We start from the raw sequence: 17,279 nt of genomic DNA, 5'->3' as shown, positions 1-17,279 counted from the left end.
CGCGCTCCCGCCAACCCTATTTTTTGAAACGCCTGACGTGTCGCCATTTTTCGATTTCGGCGACACGTTCTGTCGTCATGTCGCCAGCAGCGACATATGCATACACGTTCCTCTGTGGGAGCGAGCCTGCTCGCGATGGTGGCTATCAGCCAAGTAGATCAGCAACCTACAGACCAATCGGCAGCTCGACGCAACCCCAACACCCACCCGACACCGCCTTGCGCCATTGCCTACAACTACGCCAGAATCCGCCGGCTTGTGCGCCTTGGGTCTCGTCGGTAATTTGAATCCGTCACTGCTCATCAGTGATCGGGTTTCGCAGCCCGGACTCTATAGGCGCACAACGTCACCTTCGAAAGCAGATCGCCCATGTCTGTGATTTCGTCAGAGGTGGCTGTGCGTGGGAGACCTTCGGGTCTGCCGGTCCCTAGAGTCCCGGTCTGCGAACCCGCGTACAGCTGCCACCCCAACTTCGTTTCGCAGCGAATGGTGGTGGCTCCCGACAGACTCTAGGAGCTTTACCATGGTCAAAATTACACCGAACCCGCCAGTTACAGACGAAACCGTGTCTCGTGTTCAGTCTGCTCGTGACAAGAAGCTTGATGATGCTGCTACCCGCGCTTTGGATTTTTATCTGAAGCCTACGCCGAAGAAAGAAACGTCTGACAATCCCAGCAGCATCTTTCGTATCGCGCCTGATGTTGATTCGGAATGTCTGCTTGCCAGTCTCAGTGAAAACCTGGCTTCGGCGAATGCCATGATCAGTGATTTGGCGTTTGATCTTGAGGGATCGCGACGGCGTGTTGCGATGGGGATTTTGCAGGTGATTGAGTTGAGTGAGCTGTTGGCGAATCGGGCTTTGGATATTGTTGAGGTGAGGTAACAAGGGGCCGCGCTTACCCCAGGTATGAAAAAAGGTCTTGCTCGGCAAGACCTTTTTGTATTCGAGAGTCCTCGAAGCGATGAGCTCTAATTGTGCAAGAGATACTTGCATAATTGCGGAACGTCATCGAGGCGATGGACGCTGAGATTGTCCAACAACCTGTTGGATAATTGTCCAAGTCACGCGTTACCCCTAACAGGTCGCCACCTCGGGCCTGAAGCTACTGGAAGTCAGCCGCTTCAGCGCGATATCAAGCGCCTGATCATCGAACAGCTTGCTTTTGCGAGCCGCAGCACCCGCTCCGCCATCCCAATGCTTCAACGCCTCGCGCACGGCAGGAACCGTCGGGGAAATCCCATCCTGGCTCAGCAACCAATCAACCGTCGCCAACAACTCCATGCCGAAAGGCGACTCAAAGCCATCGATCAACTCGGCGGTACGCTCCAAGGCCTGGGTGTATTCCTTGGCTTCTGTTTGGAGATAAGTCTGTAGGAACGCTTTGCGCCCTTCGTCAAACCAGATCACATCGCTGATACCCGCATCACTGATGCGCTTGTCGCAATGCAGATAACTGCCGTCCAGATTGTTGAGTAGATGCTCCAACCGGTTGGCATACGGCCCGTACTTATGGGCGACGAACTGAAGATTTAGAGGGTTTTCGGTGTTTGGCAGCTTTTCGATGGCGCGCTCAAGAAACCAAGCCAGCTTCTGAACCTCAAGCAGGCTGCATTCCATACCCAGAACCCAGTAGCGACGAACCAGTTCGGCAATCAGTGCGCGAGCCGGCGTGAGCTTTTCCACACCGTTACGCTTGGCGACGTTCAGATATTGGTTAGAAGGCTCGAACACCAGCACGTCGACATCCAGATCGCTCAAGACTTCAACAATCTGCTCGCGAACCTCTGGCCACTTCAAACCACCGTTGCCAGCCCCTAGCGGTGGAACCGCGACGGACTTCACATCGTTTTCGATCAGGAAGCGACGTAGGTCGTGCAAACCTTCGGTTATCCATGCCATTTGCGAAGGAGAACGCCAGTGACGTTTGGTCGGGAAGTTCACGATCCAGCGCGGACCCTCCAGCTCGTTGACTGCCGTCACGTGAACCTTGCCTGTCTCCACTTCGTGAGCCTTGCAGGCAGCCGAGTACAGGTGATAATTCTCGGCGAAGCGCTCCTTGAACATCAGCGCGATACCTTTACCCATCACGCCCACGGTATTCACCGTGTTGACCAGGGCTTCGGTTTTGGCTTCCAGGAGGTTGCCTTGGGTGAATCGGATCATTGGAAATACCTAGGCAGCTCATTCTTCACCGAAATAATGGCGACCCAACGTTGGCAGCCGCAAGAGTCGTGATGTAACGCCCACCTCGTGATCCATCATCAGGTGCACCAGCCGCATGCCGTCCACCAACACGATACCTTCTACCGATTTAGCGAAGTCGATCGCATGATCGGTGAAACCAGATGTTGTGATGGAAACGCCGCGTTTGGCTTTTTGCCGGCGAGCGCACCGTAGAACGCCTGCAGCTCAGGGCGGCCCACTGTGTTTTGCCACCGCTTGGCTTGCACGTAAACCTTCTCGAGTCCCAACTTATCGAGCGAGATAATGCCGTCGATGCCGGCATCGCCAGAGTCCCGACCCTCTGTAGGTCATTGCGGCTGGCGCCGGGGTAATTTGAAACAAGTCGGTATCTATCTGTTTTTTCTGGTTAATAGTTTATTGGTCAACTTGCTTGGCATACCAGTTGGAACGCTGCTTGATCTGGATTCCGATGGACGGTGCAATTTGAGCTCTACCCCCTTTAAATCGTCGGGATTGACCCTATCAAGCAAACGGCCGTGAAAACGTTAACCATGGCTGGTGAAGAGTTGCTGTTGATCGTTGCGCGCCACCCGCGCCAGACTGCTTTGAAGAGTCTTTTGGAGTGCTTGGAAATCGAGTGCTGAAAGCCGGCAGGCTCAGATTACTGTGAGCTGATCGCTGGGGACGAGCAGGTCGGAGAAATTGGGCCAGGAGACGTATTTTTGGGTGCAATCCGGGATCGTTTCCAGAAGCCAGTTCATCCCCCCTTCCGGTCCGCGTATTCCGCACTCCCAGAGCTCGATCACTCGCCAGCCTGAGCTGAGCAGTTCATCTCTGTTCCTGATGTCACGCTTCACGTTCTGATCGAATTTTGTCTGCCAAAAGTCCTCACGGGTCTTTGGGATCGTGGCGTATCTGCAGCCTGGATGCCTGTGCCAGAAGCAACCATGAACGAAGATGCAGACACGGTGACGAGGGAGTACGACATCGGGTTTGCCTGGAAGATCTCGCTGATGCAGGCGATACCTGAAGCCTTGCCGATGAAGCAGCTTCCTGACCTTCATCTCTGGCAATGTATCGCTGCCGCGGATGCCCGCCATCATTCGAGACCTGACTTCTCTGCTGACTATGTCCATGAACAACCCCCAGATGAGCTTGCCCCTGTCGCAGGATAGCTCCTTGGGAAAAACTTTCCGCTTTGCGAGCCAATTCAAATCGTGGATTTCTTCGTAGGTCCCGGGGGCTGGGCGAAGGCTTTGCCCCATCAGGCAATGGTAAGCATTAGATATCGTCGTTTAGGTCGAGACGGACCCCTTTGTCCGTGAAACCTTGAGGCTAAGGGCATTCTTTCGACGGTTGAGGCTGGCTAAGTTATGAAGGTTCACGCAACCTGCGCAGGCGACACCTCGCGGCATTTTCATTACACTCTGACACGATGTAGCATTTGGCGCCCGGTTGACGATTCGTCAAACCGGGCTGCGCCGCGTGGTATGAGCAGGCCTGAGCGGCCGCCCTTCTGCGCTCCGTGCAGGTGGTCTTGGCGCATGTTCCCTATGAGAGATACCGGATGTCCATCCAAACCGAGCTGCGCAAATCGCAGCCCAGCAATACCTACGAAGAGCCCATTATCTCGGCTGCAGACCTGTCCCCCTCGACTGGTAATAATACCCGCGCCTCTACCTCAGACGACGAGCTGATCCGCAGCAAGCTGCAGCGTATTCAGGAAGGCGGCGAAATCCGCTACATGGACATGTTCGCAGGCTGTGGCGGCATATCCCTTGGCTTCCTGACCGCCGGATTTACACCGGTCGCATCGATCGAAATGGACCCGTGGGCTGCGAAGTCGCACGGAGCCAACTTCGGCTCGCGCTCGGTCGGAGGGGACAAGGAAGCGCACCACGCCCCGCGCGACGCGGTAGCCGAAACCGCAGAAACCGTCTTCGGCGATCTCGGACTGCAGGGCGCCACGGACCATCAGATCGATGTCCTCGTCGGCGGGCCACCCTGTCAGGCGTTCGCCCGTGTAGGCCGGGCTAAGCTCCGCGAGCAGGCCCGGCTGCGCGAAGAGGTGACCGCAGACGAAGCCTTCCTGGTGGATGGGCGGGTCAGCCTGTGGGAGCGCTACGTCGCATTCATCCGGGCGACAAAGCCTGTTGCGCTGCTGATGGAGAACGTGCCAGACATCCTCAACCATGGCGGCACCAATGTTGCCGAGCTCGTTTCCAAAAGCCTAGCCGAAGAAGGCTACGACGTAGCGTACACACTGCTGAATTCCGTCTGGTACGGCGTTCCGCAGATGCGGGAACGCATGATTCTGGTAGGCTTCCATCGTTCGACCGGCATCAAGCCAAAATTTCCGGTGCCAACGCACCACTTGGTTCTGCCATCCGGCTACACCAGTTCCAAGAATGCTGCGAGGCGAGTTATCAAAGCCGAAGGCTCTGCGCACCACCGCTGGATTCCCGATCCAGCTCCCGACTCTCCTGCGGCCACATCGGCCTCTGATGCGCTGGCAGATCTGCCGCACCTGTACGCAGAAGAAATGCTTCGCTCGGGTGCCATTCGTCGCGGGGCGAAAGACCCGTCAGAACCTGTCGAGTACACAGCAAAAAAGCCGTCGACTGCCTATTCGCGCTTGATGCGGGAGTGGCACGGATTTACGACCAAGTCTACGACTGGCCATGTTTTTCGGTATCTGCCGCGCGACTACAAGATCTTCGCCGAGATTCAGCCTGGCTGGGAGTACCCGCAGGTGCATGCCTATGTAGAGCAGAAAATTGCGAACTGGCTTGCCGACCGCAGGAGACTCGGTTTGCCCACCGACCCGAGACACGCAGACGTCAGCACATACATTACGTCCTGGCGCATCCCGTATGACCCGGGAAAGTTTCCGAACAAGTGGTGGAAGCTCCGCCCCGATGCCCCTGTACGTACGCTGATGGCGCACCTCGGCAAGGACTCTTACTCCCACATCCACTTCGACTCGAAACAGGCACGCACCATCACCGTCCGTGAGGCTGCGCGGCTCCAGTCATTCCCTGACGGCTTCGTTTTCAAAGGATCGATGAACCCGGCATTCAAGCAGATTGGCAACGCCGTGCCACCACTATTCGCCTATGCTATCGCTCGTGGGATGCGGGAATGCCTGGGGGCACCGGAGACACAGGACATGCGTGTGGCATTGTTCGATTTGGAGCAATCACAAATCAAGACGACAGAGGGCGGGAAGTGAAGTTCACTATTCTCCGACTGCTTACTCATTCCGAACTCGGCATGTTTCATGAGTACCGCCGCCAGGGGAAAGAACGCGCCAAACAGCGTTCCATCAACTTCGATTGGGACGTCGTCGGCAAGGTTTTTCCTTCAGCAGAGAACCCGGACACCATCGCAATCACCTGCCGTCGTCTCGAAGACGAAGGTACCGTGGTTGAGATTGCTTCATGGCTCAAGCGGCAGCACAAAAATTGGAGATTCGAAGGCGATTGCCCGAAAAGCTCCTTCTACAGTTTCGTCGACCCAGGCGTCCTGTTCGCGATGGTAGTTGACGCCTCGAGCACCCCGGCCAATGCATCCTGGGTTGTCATCCCGGCAGACCACCCAGCCCGCTCTTCGATCCTGTGCCATGGAGAGAGTGCCCAGCTCGGCAAATCCGCAATGATTGCGCTGTACGGTGAGGAAGGCCAGCACTGCCAGGCAGTGCTCTCGGATCACTTCCCGCAGCTATTCAAGGAGGCAGAAACAGTGTCCGTGACGTCACAAAAAGAAACCGACAACTACCGCGACGACGATGACGCCGCACCGGACCCGCTCGGCCTCTTCAAGATCCTGGCACGTGCCGGGCACAGCCTGCCCAGCGCCGTGGCCGATCTGGTGGACAACAGCCTGTCGCATGGCGCACGGGAGATCGACATCACCTTCCCGAATCCCAATGCGGGCGGCCGGTGGATGTGCATTCGCGACGACGGTAGGGGTATGACCCCATCGGGTCTGCGCGACGCCATGAAGATCGGGCACCAGCGTGAATACGACGACGGCGATCTGGGCAAGTTCGGCTATGGGCTGAAGGGGGCGGCCTGGTCCCAGGCTGATCGACTGACGGTCGTATCGAAAGCTGCCGGGAACGAAAGCACGACACTCACCTGGGACAAGGACCATCTTGCCAAGACTCGCCGCTGGGCGCTTCTGAGCGACCCGGTAGCTCCCGAGCATGCCTCGGCAGTGGACATCGGCGAGACGGGCACGGCCGTGCTGCTCACGCAGATGCGCCCCTCGATGGAGCCTGCGAGAGGCAGGGCAGATTCTCCTTACGCGCAGGAACTCGCTGCCATCAAGTCGCACCTCGAACTGGTCTTCCACCGGTACCTTGAAGGCAAGGCGCGCGGGCGCGAGAAGGTCGTCATCCGACTGAACGATGACGTTCTGTGTGCCAACAACCCCATGGGGCACCCGCTGACGAAAGAGTACGACCAGCATCGCATCGAGCTTCCCGGCGCTTCTCCGGACAAGACGGCTGCCCTCTATGTTCGTGCATACGTCACGCCAAACGAGGCAGAGTTCGACGAATACATCAAGGATCTGCCGCCGCTGGAACAACGCGTCGAACGCGACCGCCACACCCTCAATGGCCGCGCAAACGATGCTCAGGGCCTTTACTTCTATCGACTTGACCGCCTCATCAAATGGGGCGGCTGGGAAGATCTCTTCGCCAAGGATGAGCACACCAAGCTGATTCGTGTCGCAGTCGACTTCGACAGGCTGGCAGATGAGCAACTGCAGGTAGATATCAGCAAGCAGCTCATTCGCCTGCCCTTTGCGATCATCAAGCCCCTCGGAGACCTGATCAAGACCCCTCGCGCAGCGGCCCGCCTCCGGTACAACAAGAAGGAAAAACCTGCGCCGGCGTCGAAAGTAGGCGGCAAGACGGTGTCGCCGGCCGGCACTCCAGCGCCAGGCGGCTTCTTGCCTCCAACGACAGCAGCGGGAGGTACTCCCGTGACGGCACCTGCTCCGGCCCCGGCTGCAAAGAAGGACAGAACTTCAATCCGCCTTGTCAGCAGCGGCGACAAGCCATGGCACCGCAAGACCGGGTTCAAGGGGGAGGAAGTCGAGGTCACCCCGCTGATGCCGACGCTGGTGACGCTCGTGCAGCTCATCGACAAGGATGCCGACGCCAAGACCGCTCTGTCTGAATTCCTTCGCGCACTGGAGACGGCCGGTGTCCAGGACCAGCTGACGGATAAGGCCTGATGCAGGTCCGGCTTCCGCTTCCCCTTACACTGAAGCCCAGGCTGGCCCTGTGGACCGATGCCACCACCTGGACCAACTGGTCCCGACATGAAGCCTATCTGCGGGCCCAGCCCAAATGGAAGCCACACCAGATTGCGTCGGTCGCGGAAGAGTCACTGCGGATCATCTCGAAGACCACACCTGTAGATCGCCCGGAATTCCAGTGCCGCGGTCTGGTCGTCGGCTACGTTCAGTCCGGCAAGACCGCCAACTTCACGGCTGTGGCAGCGCGTGCAGCCGATGTTGGCTACCGCCTGATCATCGTTCTTTCAGGCATTCACGATTCACTGCGAAACCAGACGCAGAAGCGCCTGGATCTGGAGCTGGCCGGGACCGGCGTCGACTGGATCACGCTGACCGATGAGGCTTCAGACTTTCGTGAACCAGAGGTGGCCGACGGATTCGCATCTACCGGTACCGTTCTAATCGTCGCGAAGAAGATTACGCCGATCCTGAAACGGCTCAACGAGTGGTTCGGCAAACTCGAAGGTCGGCTCGCTGATGTACCGGTTCTTCTCATCGATGACGAAGCCGATCAGGCCTCCATCAATACACGCGGAAATCGGCGCGACCCTAGTATCGACACCAACACAGACACCGAACCGGATGACGACACGGCCCCGTCACTGACCAACGCCCTGATTCGCGACATTCTCAGAAAGATTCCGCGGGCCACATACATCGCCTACACGGCTACGCCATTCGCCAACATCCTCATCGACCCAGACGGCAGTGACAGCCAGGTCGGCGAAGACCTGTTCCCCAAAGACTTCGTCGTGCAGCTTCCGCGGCCGGATGGCTACACCGGAACGGAAGAGCTTTTCGGCGTCAGCTCGCAGGGCCGCGATGTACTACGCCCTGTAGACGCGGCAGATGTGAAGGCTTTGAAGCCGAAGCAGCGCAAAAGGGGCGAGGCGATTGTTGCCCGGGGACCGCTGGATCTTCCCCAGTCGCTCGCCGATGCCCTCCTGACCTTTGCGCTTGCCGGCGCCATCAGACTGCAGCGCGGCCAGATGGGTAAGCCGAACACGATGCTGGTGCACGTATCCCATCTCCAGCAGGACCAGTTGCGCATTGGAGGGGCGATCGAGGAACAGATCCGCAACTGGTTCCATCATGAGAACGCCGAACCCGGCGTGCTCAAGCAGATGTTCCGATCAACGCTCGCGGGGCTGGGACCGGTAGATCTGCCTTGCAGCGAAGAGGTTCTACTGGAAGAGGCAGTGACGAACCTGGCCCGCCTAGTCGTTGTCGTGCTCAATAGCACGACGGGCGACGAACTGGAATACGACGCCAAGCCTGGACGGCAGCTCGTTGCAGTGGGTGGCAATCGGCTGTCGCGTGGATTGACGCTTGAGGGACTGACGATCGCCTACTTCCTACGCACCACAACGCTGGCGGACGCTCTGCTGCAGATGGCCCGCTGGTATGGTTTCAGGACAGGCTATGAAGACCTGATCCGCATCTGGACAACCGAAGGCATCGCTCAGTGGTTTGTGGAGCTGGCGCTGGTCGAAGAATCCCTGCGTGACTCCATCACGGCACTAAACAAGGCCGGCCGCAGGCCTGACCAGATGGCCATCCGGATGCGCGCCCATTCAAAGCTCCTGCTCACCAGCAAGAACAAGAGCAGGATGCAGAGGGATGATGCACGGTCATGGTCTGGCGAAAACCCGCAGACGATCCTGTTTCCCATGCTGGACCGGGAACTGCTGGAACGAAACTTGGACTTGGCGTCCGCCCTGCTACGACAGCACCCCCCGACACAGGATGCACACGGCGGCGCCATAGCACACGATGTGCCGGCCGAGGACATCGCACTGTTCCTGAGGCGTTATGAGGGGCACCCGAACAGTATTGCATTTCAGGGCGCGGAGATTGCCGACTGGATCCTGGAGCGAGCCGAAGCGGGAGAACTGACGAACTGGACCGTGTTCGTAGCCAACCCGCAGCGGGAACGACAGGTGCTCCTGGGTGGAAGGCCTTTCGGCCTTGTTCGACGTTCGTTGCAGGCCAACGAGTCGATCGGCATCCTGATCGATCCACGCCATGAAGGTGCCGACCTGCATGGCGGACCGGAGAACTACCGCTCTGGCTCAGGCTTCAATGCACGGGCAATGCGCGAGGACCGGCCCGCGCAGCAGGGCCTGCTCCTGCTCTACCCCCTGGATCCCGAACCGCTTCGTGCGCCAACACAGGCAGTGCTGGGCCTCGCGCTTTCGCTGCCCCGCACTGCGGACGGCGAACAACGGCTCGTCGTGAACCGTGGGGTACGCAATGGTTGAGATCACGCAAGACCGCTGGGCAAGTCTGCGCGAGCAGCGACTTTCGCACGAGGATATCTACGAGCAGGTGGCCGAAGACCTGGACGCAGCGCTGATCGGAGTGTCAAACGACGGACGCCTGCACCTGCTGCTAGCCATTGATGTCGCCCCGCAAAACCTGCCGCCGGACCTGCAGAGCCTTCAGGTCCGCATCCTGGAAAGCGGACAGATTTGGCTGGACGTTTCCGCACGCAGCCACCACGAAGAACTGCTTACGTTGGTAGGCAACAAGGTCCTCCACGCTATCCACATTGAAGGCCGCGATACTGCTATCTCGGTTGAACGCATCATCGACGACATGCGTGCGGCATTGCGCCCGCTCGCGCCTGACCTGAGCGCGGCCGAGCAGATCGGTCTTTTCGGAGAACTCTGGGTGCTGTCCAAAGTGCTGCTTCCGACCATCGGCCCGCGCGTCAGCCACCTTTGGAGCGGCCCTGAAAGTGAACGTCATGATTTCGTCGGACAGGGTGTCCACGTCGAAGTGAAGACCACCACGCGATCGGAACCCAAGCACGAAATCTCCCGTTTCGATCAGCTGAAGGCACCCGCCAGCAAGCGCCTCTTGTTTGTCAGCGTCATGCTGGAGCGCAGTCTTGGCGGCGACGAAACGCTGGCAGACCGCGTCGATGAAATTCGTGAGAAGTTGGTATCCGATGGGCGTGCGCTAGATGTTTTCGATTCACGCCTAGCACAACTCGGCTGGCACGAGGGCCTACGACAGACAGGCGCCCTCCTACGGTTTACATTCCGCGATGTCCATGTCTTCGAAGTTGCCGGCAACTTCCCCAGGCTCCCAGATGACTACGTCCCGCCACTCGGTGTGACAGGCATTAGGTACAGCGTCAATGTCGGCAGCCTGCCGTCGCTCGAGGTATCGCAAGTTCAGGAAGTTCTTCTAACCGCCTAATGCGTCACCGCACAATCTGAGAATTTGCTTAATCTTTACCCGGGAGCCTAGTATGAATGTAAAAATATTTGATACCGAAAGTGATCAGGTTATTGAAAGCTTTGTGGCTACTGGCAAAGTAACTTATGAGTTCGCATTAGAAAAGCTTTTGCCACTTACGACAAGATTTGATGCTCAGAGAAAACTTCAAGATAAAAAATTTTATAAGCGGTTGCAGCGAGATATTGTAAAAGGGTGTTTGATGCCACCCATTACTATAGCCTTTGTTGATAAAGGTAAAACGGAGTTGAGCGATCGTAAAGTGTTTGAGGGCTTTGTGAATCAGAATATTGATTCGGGCTATATTCTAGATGGTTTGCAAAGGCTGAATACGCTATTGAGCGCATCTGAGATGGAAGGTTTTGATAAGAAAAGGCCATTGCATTTGAATGTAATAGTATCGCCGTCGCAAGATAAATTGCTATATAGGATGATTACTTTAAATAACGGCCAGAAACCGATGACTCCCCGGCATCAGGTTGAAATTTTGACGCAAGAGATGTTTGACTTTACCGATTTAAATAATATTAGCGTACAAACTGAAAAAGAGCGCTCAGAAAAAATTACAAGGGGTGCATTTAACCTTTCAGATATATCGAATGCCTACCTCGCCTTTCTGACAAACAATGTCAATAATGAAAATAATAAAATTGTTAATGAGAAAATGGATGAGATTTTAGTCGGTAGGGTTCTAGATACAGACATTGCAGATGGATCAGTCCAGTTTGAAGATGTGCTGAAGTTGTTAGATAAGCTTTGTGTGAATAGCGAAGTAAAAAAGTGGTTTAAGGTTAACAATAATCTTATCGGTTTTTGCGTTGCAATAAAAAAAGTATATGAAGAAGTATCCGAAGTGGAACCGGATAGGTTCGAAGAGGTAATAGCCGTTTTCGAGGAGGGATTTGACGCGATCAATGCTTCTAAAGTTAACCTAGGCAAGTACCGTCGGCAATTGTCTAAGGAGTTTTTCGAGAATTTTGTTGAGTTTTCTGAATACGATGCGGAGGAGTTGACCGAGTATTTCGCGGAGTCCACTTCCTGATGCCTCGTTATGATCCATTTGAACTTTCAGATGCTCTGCCAGAGTCGGTCAGGGTGAGGCTGCCTGTAGAATTGGTTGTCACTGGTCATAATGATCCTGAGATTTTGTTGTTGATTAGACTTCTAAGCGGCAATCTCTCGGTGAAATTAAATGGGGCTAAGATACCGCAGAGGGTGAATTATTTCTCGCCAAGCTTATCTAGTTTTGGGAATAGATGGGGTAAAGAGTTTTCTCTGCTTGTTGGCGAAAATATTGTTTCGGAAGACGTTGCGCGATATATCTATAGGAAAAAATCTGTAAATAAAGCGTTCTATAGAGAGATTCTATTTGAAGTGCTCCATTTTTGTGTTCATAAAAAGCGTGGGTCTCATACGTCCGCCTTTGTATATATTTATAGATTGCTTGAAAGGGTTTCGTATTGCTTCCCCTTGATATATGTATCCATGACCGAGGATTTTAAGAAAACCTACGGTCTAATAAAAAGCTTTTTTGGTGACTCGAAAGATAAAGACGAGTTAGGTTTTTTTAAAACCTTTATTAATACCGTTTTTGAGGGTGATGAAATACTCAGCACTACAGTCGATTTTGACTTTAATCTCTCTGGGCAAACCGCAGAGTCTGCCGCCGCGATGTGCGCTGTTGTTAAAAGCATTCTTGGCGGTGATCTTAGAGAAGAAGGATTGCTGCGCGACTGTGAGATCTCGATTCGCTATGAAAATGTGGGGCGCTTTATTATTGCGTTGCGGAATGGATTTGTTCACAACTTAAGTAGGAAGGATAATCTTAGAGTGGACAAGCTGAGAGATTCCGATGATCTTTTTGAAGTTATCAATGATAGGTGTGTGTACTGGATATCTAGTATATTGCTGGCTGTCATAACGTATAATATGTCGTCTAATGAGTGAATCAATGGTTTGGCTTGTTAATGGGTTATGTGGAGTGACTCTGACGAAGATTCTCGACTTTCGTAGAGCTGAGTAAGGTCTGGCATAGTCAGGTCGGGTTATCGAAATATCCCTCTCTTGCTACAGGGTAGTGACTGAAGTCGCTGTGCATAACCCATTTTACTGTGGACGGTGATCTCGCATTTTTATTTTTTCGCAATGCTCGCACCATTGTGCAGATGTTGATTTTTACTGATTTTGTAGGTTCGAAGGGTTGACCTGGGCGGCTGCTTTTGAAAACCCATGCGGTTTCTAGTCGACGAGCGAGTAACCGGACAGTAAGCAGATAGCGATATTTTGACGCCTCACTACGACCCGCGAGGCAATGATCAAGGAACCAAAGCAAATGCTTTGAAGAGTAAGTCCATAGAGGTTGAAGAGCGGCTAGGAAAATTGCATGGAATCGAGCTGTGAAGACGTTGGCAGGGGCGCATCGTCGCTACATCTAGGTCATGGGATAGGTAGAGTGGATTCAAATAGCTAGAGGAGTCGCCGACGTCTGCGTACACCGTGTGTACTAGCCCTGAAACAGCTCAGCGACATGTTTGATCTCAGCCAAATTGGCCGCTGTGCCATGGACGTGATGGTTCGCAGCGTATTAGCTTGCGTTTGCCGGCATCTTCGAGTCGAAAATGCCCATCTGATTCACGGTAGCTCGGATCAGGTTGTCAGGGCGTACTTCCGCACGTTTGAGGGCTTGTTTGGCGTTTGCTGGCACGCCGGACGACACGGAGGATCATCTGCACCAGATGAAACCGATCCGAGAGGAGCTAATCCAACGTTTCGGTGTGGGTCAAAGATGGCCTTTTGTATTACCCCTTACAACTCTTGGCTTTCAGACATTAAAAAGCCGGCTTATGGCCGGCTTCTCGTTGACTAACTCAGTTCGTTTTTGACAAACCTCACCAGCCTTCAAAACGTACATCCGGCTCTTGCGGCCGGCTGTGGGACTTGGTCAGAAAGTGATCTGCCTTGTCGGTGCGAGGTGTGGGCTCGCAAATGTGGGGCGGAGGGTACGCGGGTTTTGTTTGGAATCCAAGTGGTAAGTGGTGTGGAATCATTGGGTTAGGGGCGAAAGAACAAAAGATCGCAGGCTTCGCCAGCTCCTACACCGCAGTCCAGCGGGAGCAAGCTCCCTCGCCACAAAAGCTCCTCACCACAAAGCTCCTCAGCACAAGGAGCTTTGTCTGTCTGCCCGTTCGGGTGGGTTAGTCGAACACCGGCGGTCGTTGTTTGTTGAGGGTGGACCACCAGAAGACCCAGCCGATGACTCTAATGTTCTGCGCTTCGATCTGTTCGATGCTGAAGACTTCGTCGGGGTAGGCGGTGTTGTTGTGGCTGCGCAGGCGCAGTCGGTTGCCGGGGACTCGGTGCAGGTATTTGATGCGCAGCATGCCGTCGTGTTCGAGGGCGTAGATTTGGCCGTCGACGACTTGGGTCAGGCCGCGGTCGATGGCGAGGGTGGAGCCGTCTTCGATGCGTTCGGCCATGCTGTCGCCGACCATGGTGGTGCAGATGGCGTCGTTGGGGTTGATGTCGAGGGTTTCGAGGTGGCTGCGGGGCAGGCGGATGGTTTGGTCGGGGATTTCGATGATGTGGGTTTTGGTTTCGCCGGGGGCGATGGGGGCTTCCTTGTAGAAGGGCAGTTCGATGTCCGTGGTTTCTTGCACGCTGTAGACGCCATCGTTTTCGGCGGCTTCATAGGTGATGCCGGGGCCCAGGCCCAGTGGGGTCTGCGGGCCTTCGCCGGTGGCGAGCCATTGCGGGCTGACGGTCAGCAGGCTGGCGATGGAGTAGATGCGTCCTGGCGGGATGCCACGGTTGAACCAGTTGTTGATGTGCTGGGATTTCACGCCGTATAACTTCGCGAAGTCGGCGGATCGGATATTCGCTTCTTTTAGAAGGGCTCTGAAGCGGTCGCCACTGGAAAGTATTTTCATAAACGGAAAGTTTAGGGGCGACTGTGTTTTCGGCAATAAACATGTCGTGCAAATATATAAGACGATCTTTCCGTTTGCAGGATTTGAAAGGGGCAGGCTAAACGGGTTTAAACGGTATTAATACAACTTCGTATTTATCATTATTAAGACATAAAAAAACCCCGGTGCAAACCGGGGTTTTTCTTTACTTCAGTCTCAGCCTTTGTAGGCGGCAACCGACTTGGTGATCGCTTCGCGGGCGGCGTCAGCACCGGCCCAGCCTTCGATCTTGACCCACTTGCCTTTCTCGAGATCCTTGTAGTTCTCGAAGAAGTGTTCGATCTGCTGGATCAGCAGGGCTGGCAGGTCGGTGTATTCCTTCACGTCGACGTACAGTTGCGACAGTTTGTCGTGCGGTACGGCGATGACTTTGGCATCGCCGCCGCCGTCGTCGGTCATGTTCAGGATGCCGACCGGACGGGCGCGGATGACCGAGCCTGGGGCGACTGGGTAAGGGGTCACGACCAGCACGTCGAGGGGGTCGCCGTCGTCGGCCAGGGTGTTGGGGATGAAACCGTAGTTGGCCGGGTAGAACATTGGGGTGGCCATGAAACGGTCAACGAACAGGCAATCGCTGTCTTTGTCGATTTCGTATTTGATCGGGGCGTGGTTGGCCGGGATTTCGATCGCGACGTAGATGTCGTTCGGCAGGTCTTTGCCAGCCGGAATCTTGCTGTAGCTCATTGGGCGGTGCCCCCGTTAGTTGACCAAATGACTGGTCGGATTGACCAAAAAGTGGCGGCGATTATAGGCATATTCGGCCGTCGATGCCACGTTACAAGGGTCTTAGAGACCTTAGTATGACGCCTGATAGACCGGATCTTCGGCTTGAAGTTGCCGCAGCCGGGCCAATGGGTCCTGGCGGTAGAACGCTTTGAGCTGGTCATAGACCCGTGGGTACGCCTGGTGCAGCAGGTCTGGGGCGCTGAAGAAGTATTCGCTGGTGACGGCGAAGAACTCCGCCGGGTTTTCCGCTGCGTAGGGATCGATGACGGTGTCGGCGTCCGGGTTTTGGTCCAGTTGGCGGTTGAGGTCGTCGAAGGCCTGTTGCATGGCCTCGGCCCAGTCGCTGACGCGCATGTCGGCGTGCAGCGGCGGTAGGCCGTTGGCGTCGCCGTTGAGCATGTCGAGTTTGTGCGCCAGTTCGTGGATCACCAGGTTGTAGCCGTCCCAGCCACCGCTGGCCAGTACGCCGTCCCAGGCCAGGATGATCGGGCCCTGGGGCCAGGCTTCGCCGCTGTGTTCGCCGTCCCATTCGTGCTCGATGCCGCTGGCGTCGCGGTAGCGCTGGGGGCTGAGGAAGTCGTCGGGGTAAAGCACGATTTCGTGGAAGCCCTGATACCAGTTGAGTTCGCCCAGGTGCATCAGCGGCAATTGGGCCTGGGCGGCGAGCAGCAGGCGTTGTTCCTGGTGCAGTTCGACGCCGGGCAGGGCGCTCAGGTGTTTGTCATGCAGGAACAAGACGCACGCTTGGCGCAGCCATTGGTCCTCGCTGGCGCTGAGGCCGTCGAGAAAGCTCAACTGGTGACGCACCCGCTGCCAGGTTTCCTCGGCGACGGGGTGTTTGGCGAGGATGCGTTGCCGGCGCCAGGCGCTCAGGGACCACATGGGCGATCAGCGCGGTTGGGTTTTCGAGTTGCCCCGGGCTAGGCGGCTGCGGATCACGCCGATGATCATCGGCACCAGCGACAACAGGATGATGCCCACCACCAGCAGCGACAGGTTCTGTTTGATGAACGGCACGTTGCCGAAGAAGAAACCGAGGCTGACCAGGCCGCCGACCCATAGGACGGTGCCGAAGACGCTGAAACCGAAGAAACGCGGATAAGGCATTTTCGCAACGCCTGCGACGAAGGGTGCAAAGGTGCGCAGGATCGGCAGGAAGCGCGCCAGGGTTACGGTTTTGCCGCCGTGCTTGTCGTAGAAGTCGTGGGTTTGTTGCAGGTAGTCGCGGCGGAAGATTTTCGAGTTCGGATTACTGAACAGTCGTTCCCCCGCCGTGCGGCCAACGAGGTAGTTGGTGCTGTCGCCGAGGATCGCCGCCAGCATCAGCAGGCCGCCGAGTAGCACCGGGTCCATACCGCCGCCGGCCGCGACTGCACCGGCGATGAACAGCAGGGAGTCGCCCGGCAGGAAGGGCATCACCACCAGGCCGGTTTCGCAGAAGATCACCAGGAACAGGATGGCGTAGATCCACGGCCCGTAGTTGGTCACCAGCAGGTCGAGGTACACATCGAGATGCAGAATGAGGTCGAGGGGGTTGAAATCCATGCAAAGCACCTGTGGTCGCGGCCTGACTGGGTGGGGCCTGTGGGTCGGGCTTCGAGTAAGGCTACAGGGTATGTAGCTTTTTCTTACAAGCCGGGAAGAGCGGCATTATACGGGCTGGAGGGGGTGGTGCGTGGTGAGTTTGTAGCGGGGGATTTCGGTGGCGTTGTGGCTGGGTAAAGGCTCTTGTGGCGAGGGAGCTTGCTCCCGTTGGGGCGCGAAGCGGCCCTGAATCAGCCGGCCCGCTCAATCTGATACACCGCGTGCTCAGGTTTTGGGGCTGCTGCGCAGCCCAGCGGGGATAA

Annotated in this window: 13 protein-coding genes and 1 pseudogene; 7 read left to right on the top strand and 7 right to left on the bottom strand. The window is 56.0% G+C overall.

The features are described 5' to 3' along the window. Nucleotides 1–523 precede the first annotated feature (523 nt). Nucleotides 524–883 carry a DUF6124 family protein gene (locus HU811_RS15395; RefSeq protein WP_186656772.1) on the top strand — a complete coding sequence of 120 codons (360 nt, stop codon included), beginning with the start codon at nucleotides 524–526 and terminating at the stop codon, nucleotides 881–883. Nucleotides 884–1,075: 192 nt separating this feature from the next. Here the strand turns inward: HU811_RS15395 and darG are convergent, their stop codons facing one another. The 3 genes and pseudogenes from darG to HU811_RS15380 form a co-directional block, all read right to left on the bottom strand. After that, on the bottom strand, nucleotides 1,076–2,164 hold the full coding sequence (gene darG / locus HU811_RS15390) for a type II toxin-antitoxin system antitoxin DNA ADP-ribosyl glycohydrolase DarG (protein WP_186656770.1): 1,089 nt from the start codon (nucleotides 2,162–2,164) through the stop codon (nucleotides 1,076–1,078). A gap of 18 nt (nucleotides 2,165–2,182) precedes the next feature. Beyond that, nucleotides 2,183–2,549 (bottom strand): annotated as a pseudogene (locus HU811_RS15385) (restriction endonuclease); the annotation flags it as partial. Between the two features lie 292 nt (nucleotides 2,550–2,841). Beyond that, nucleotides 2,842–3,285, bottom strand: coding sequence for a very short patch repair endonuclease (locus tag HU811_RS15380; protein ID WP_437179491.1), 444 nt, complete (start codon nucleotides 3,283–3,285; stop codon nucleotides 2,842–2,844). Between the two features lie 467 nt (nucleotides 3,286–3,752). Here HU811_RS15380 and HU811_RS15375 point away from each other — a divergent pair, with 467 nt between their 5' ends. From HU811_RS15375 to HU811_RS15350, 6 genes are read left to right on the top strand one after another with little or no spacing between them, the layout of a single operon-like run. Beyond that, nucleotides 3,753–5,417 (top strand): DNA cytosine methyltransferase, encoded by a 1,665-nt coding sequence (locus tag HU811_RS15375; RefSeq protein WP_186656767.1) that lies wholly within the window; start codon nucleotides 3,753–3,755, stop codon nucleotides 5,415–5,417. Then, entirely contained in the window at nucleotides 5,414–7,432 is a 2,019-nt protein-coding gene (locus HU811_RS15370; RefSeq protein WP_367616242.1) for an ATP-binding protein, read from the top strand. Before HU811_RS15375 ends, HU811_RS15370 begins: the two co-directional genes overlap by 4 nt. After that, on the top strand, nucleotides 7,432–9,756 hold the full coding sequence (locus HU811_RS15365) for a Z1 domain-containing protein (protein ID WP_186656765.1): 2,325 nt from the start codon (nucleotides 7,432–7,434) through the stop codon (nucleotides 9,754–9,756). The genes HU811_RS15370 and HU811_RS15365 overlap by 1 nt, the downstream gene beginning before the upstream one ends. Beyond that, nucleotides 9,749–10,702, top strand: coding sequence for a PD-(D/E)XK motif protein (locus HU811_RS15360; protein WP_186656763.1), 954 nt, complete (start codon nucleotides 9,749–9,751; stop codon nucleotides 10,700–10,702). Before HU811_RS15365 ends, HU811_RS15360 begins: the two co-directional genes overlap by 8 nt. Nucleotides 10,703–10,754: 52 nt before the next feature. Beyond that, entirely contained in the window at nucleotides 10,755–11,783 is a 1,029-nt protein-coding gene (locus tag HU811_RS15355) for a hypothetical protein (protein ID WP_202883616.1), read from the top strand. Continuing rightward, a complete protein-coding gene (locus HU811_RS15350) occupies nucleotides 11,783–12,688 on the top strand; it encodes a hypothetical protein (protein ID WP_186656761.1) in 906 nt (301 codons plus the stop codon). The genes HU811_RS15355 and HU811_RS15350 overlap by 1 nt, the downstream gene beginning before the upstream one ends. A gap of 1,247 nt (nucleotides 12,689–13,935) precedes the next feature. On the opposite strand, the gene HU811_RS15345 is transcribed toward HU811_RS15350, so the two are convergent. The 4 genes from HU811_RS15345 to HU811_RS15330 form a co-directional block, all read right to left on the bottom strand. Then, nucleotides 13,936–14,667 (bottom strand): LexA family transcriptional regulator, encoded by a 732-nt coding sequence (locus HU811_RS15345; RefSeq protein ID WP_186656759.1) that lies wholly within the window; start codon nucleotides 14,665–14,667, stop codon nucleotides 13,936–13,938. Nucleotides 14,668–14,862: 195 nt separating this feature from the next. Next, a complete protein-coding gene (ppa, locus tag HU811_RS15340) occupies nucleotides 14,863–15,390 on the bottom strand; it encodes an inorganic diphosphatase (protein ID WP_047229468.1) in 528 nt (175 codons plus the stop codon). Between the two features lie 111 nt (nucleotides 15,391–15,501). Further along, on the bottom strand, nucleotides 15,502–16,314 hold the full coding sequence (locus HU811_RS15335; protein ID WP_092394668.1) for a M90 family metallopeptidase: 813 nt from the start codon (nucleotides 16,312–16,314) through the stop codon (nucleotides 15,502–15,504). Nucleotides 16,315–16,320: 6 nt separating this feature from the next. Beyond that, nucleotides 16,321–16,977: a DedA family protein gene (locus tag HU811_RS15330; RefSeq protein ID WP_186656757.1), complete on the bottom strand. Its 657-nt coding sequence runs from the start codon at nucleotides 16,975–16,977 to the stop codon at nucleotides 16,321–16,323. Nucleotides 16,978–17,279: the final 302 nt, after the last annotated feature.

Source organism: Pseudomonas tehranensis, assembly GCF_014268615.1.
In the GTDB taxonomy this organism is placed as follows: Bacteria; Pseudomonadota; Gammaproteobacteria; order Pseudomonadales; family Pseudomonadaceae; genus Aquipseudomonas; species Aquipseudomonas tehranensis.
This window is presented reverse-complemented; position numbering and strand designations above follow the sequence as displayed.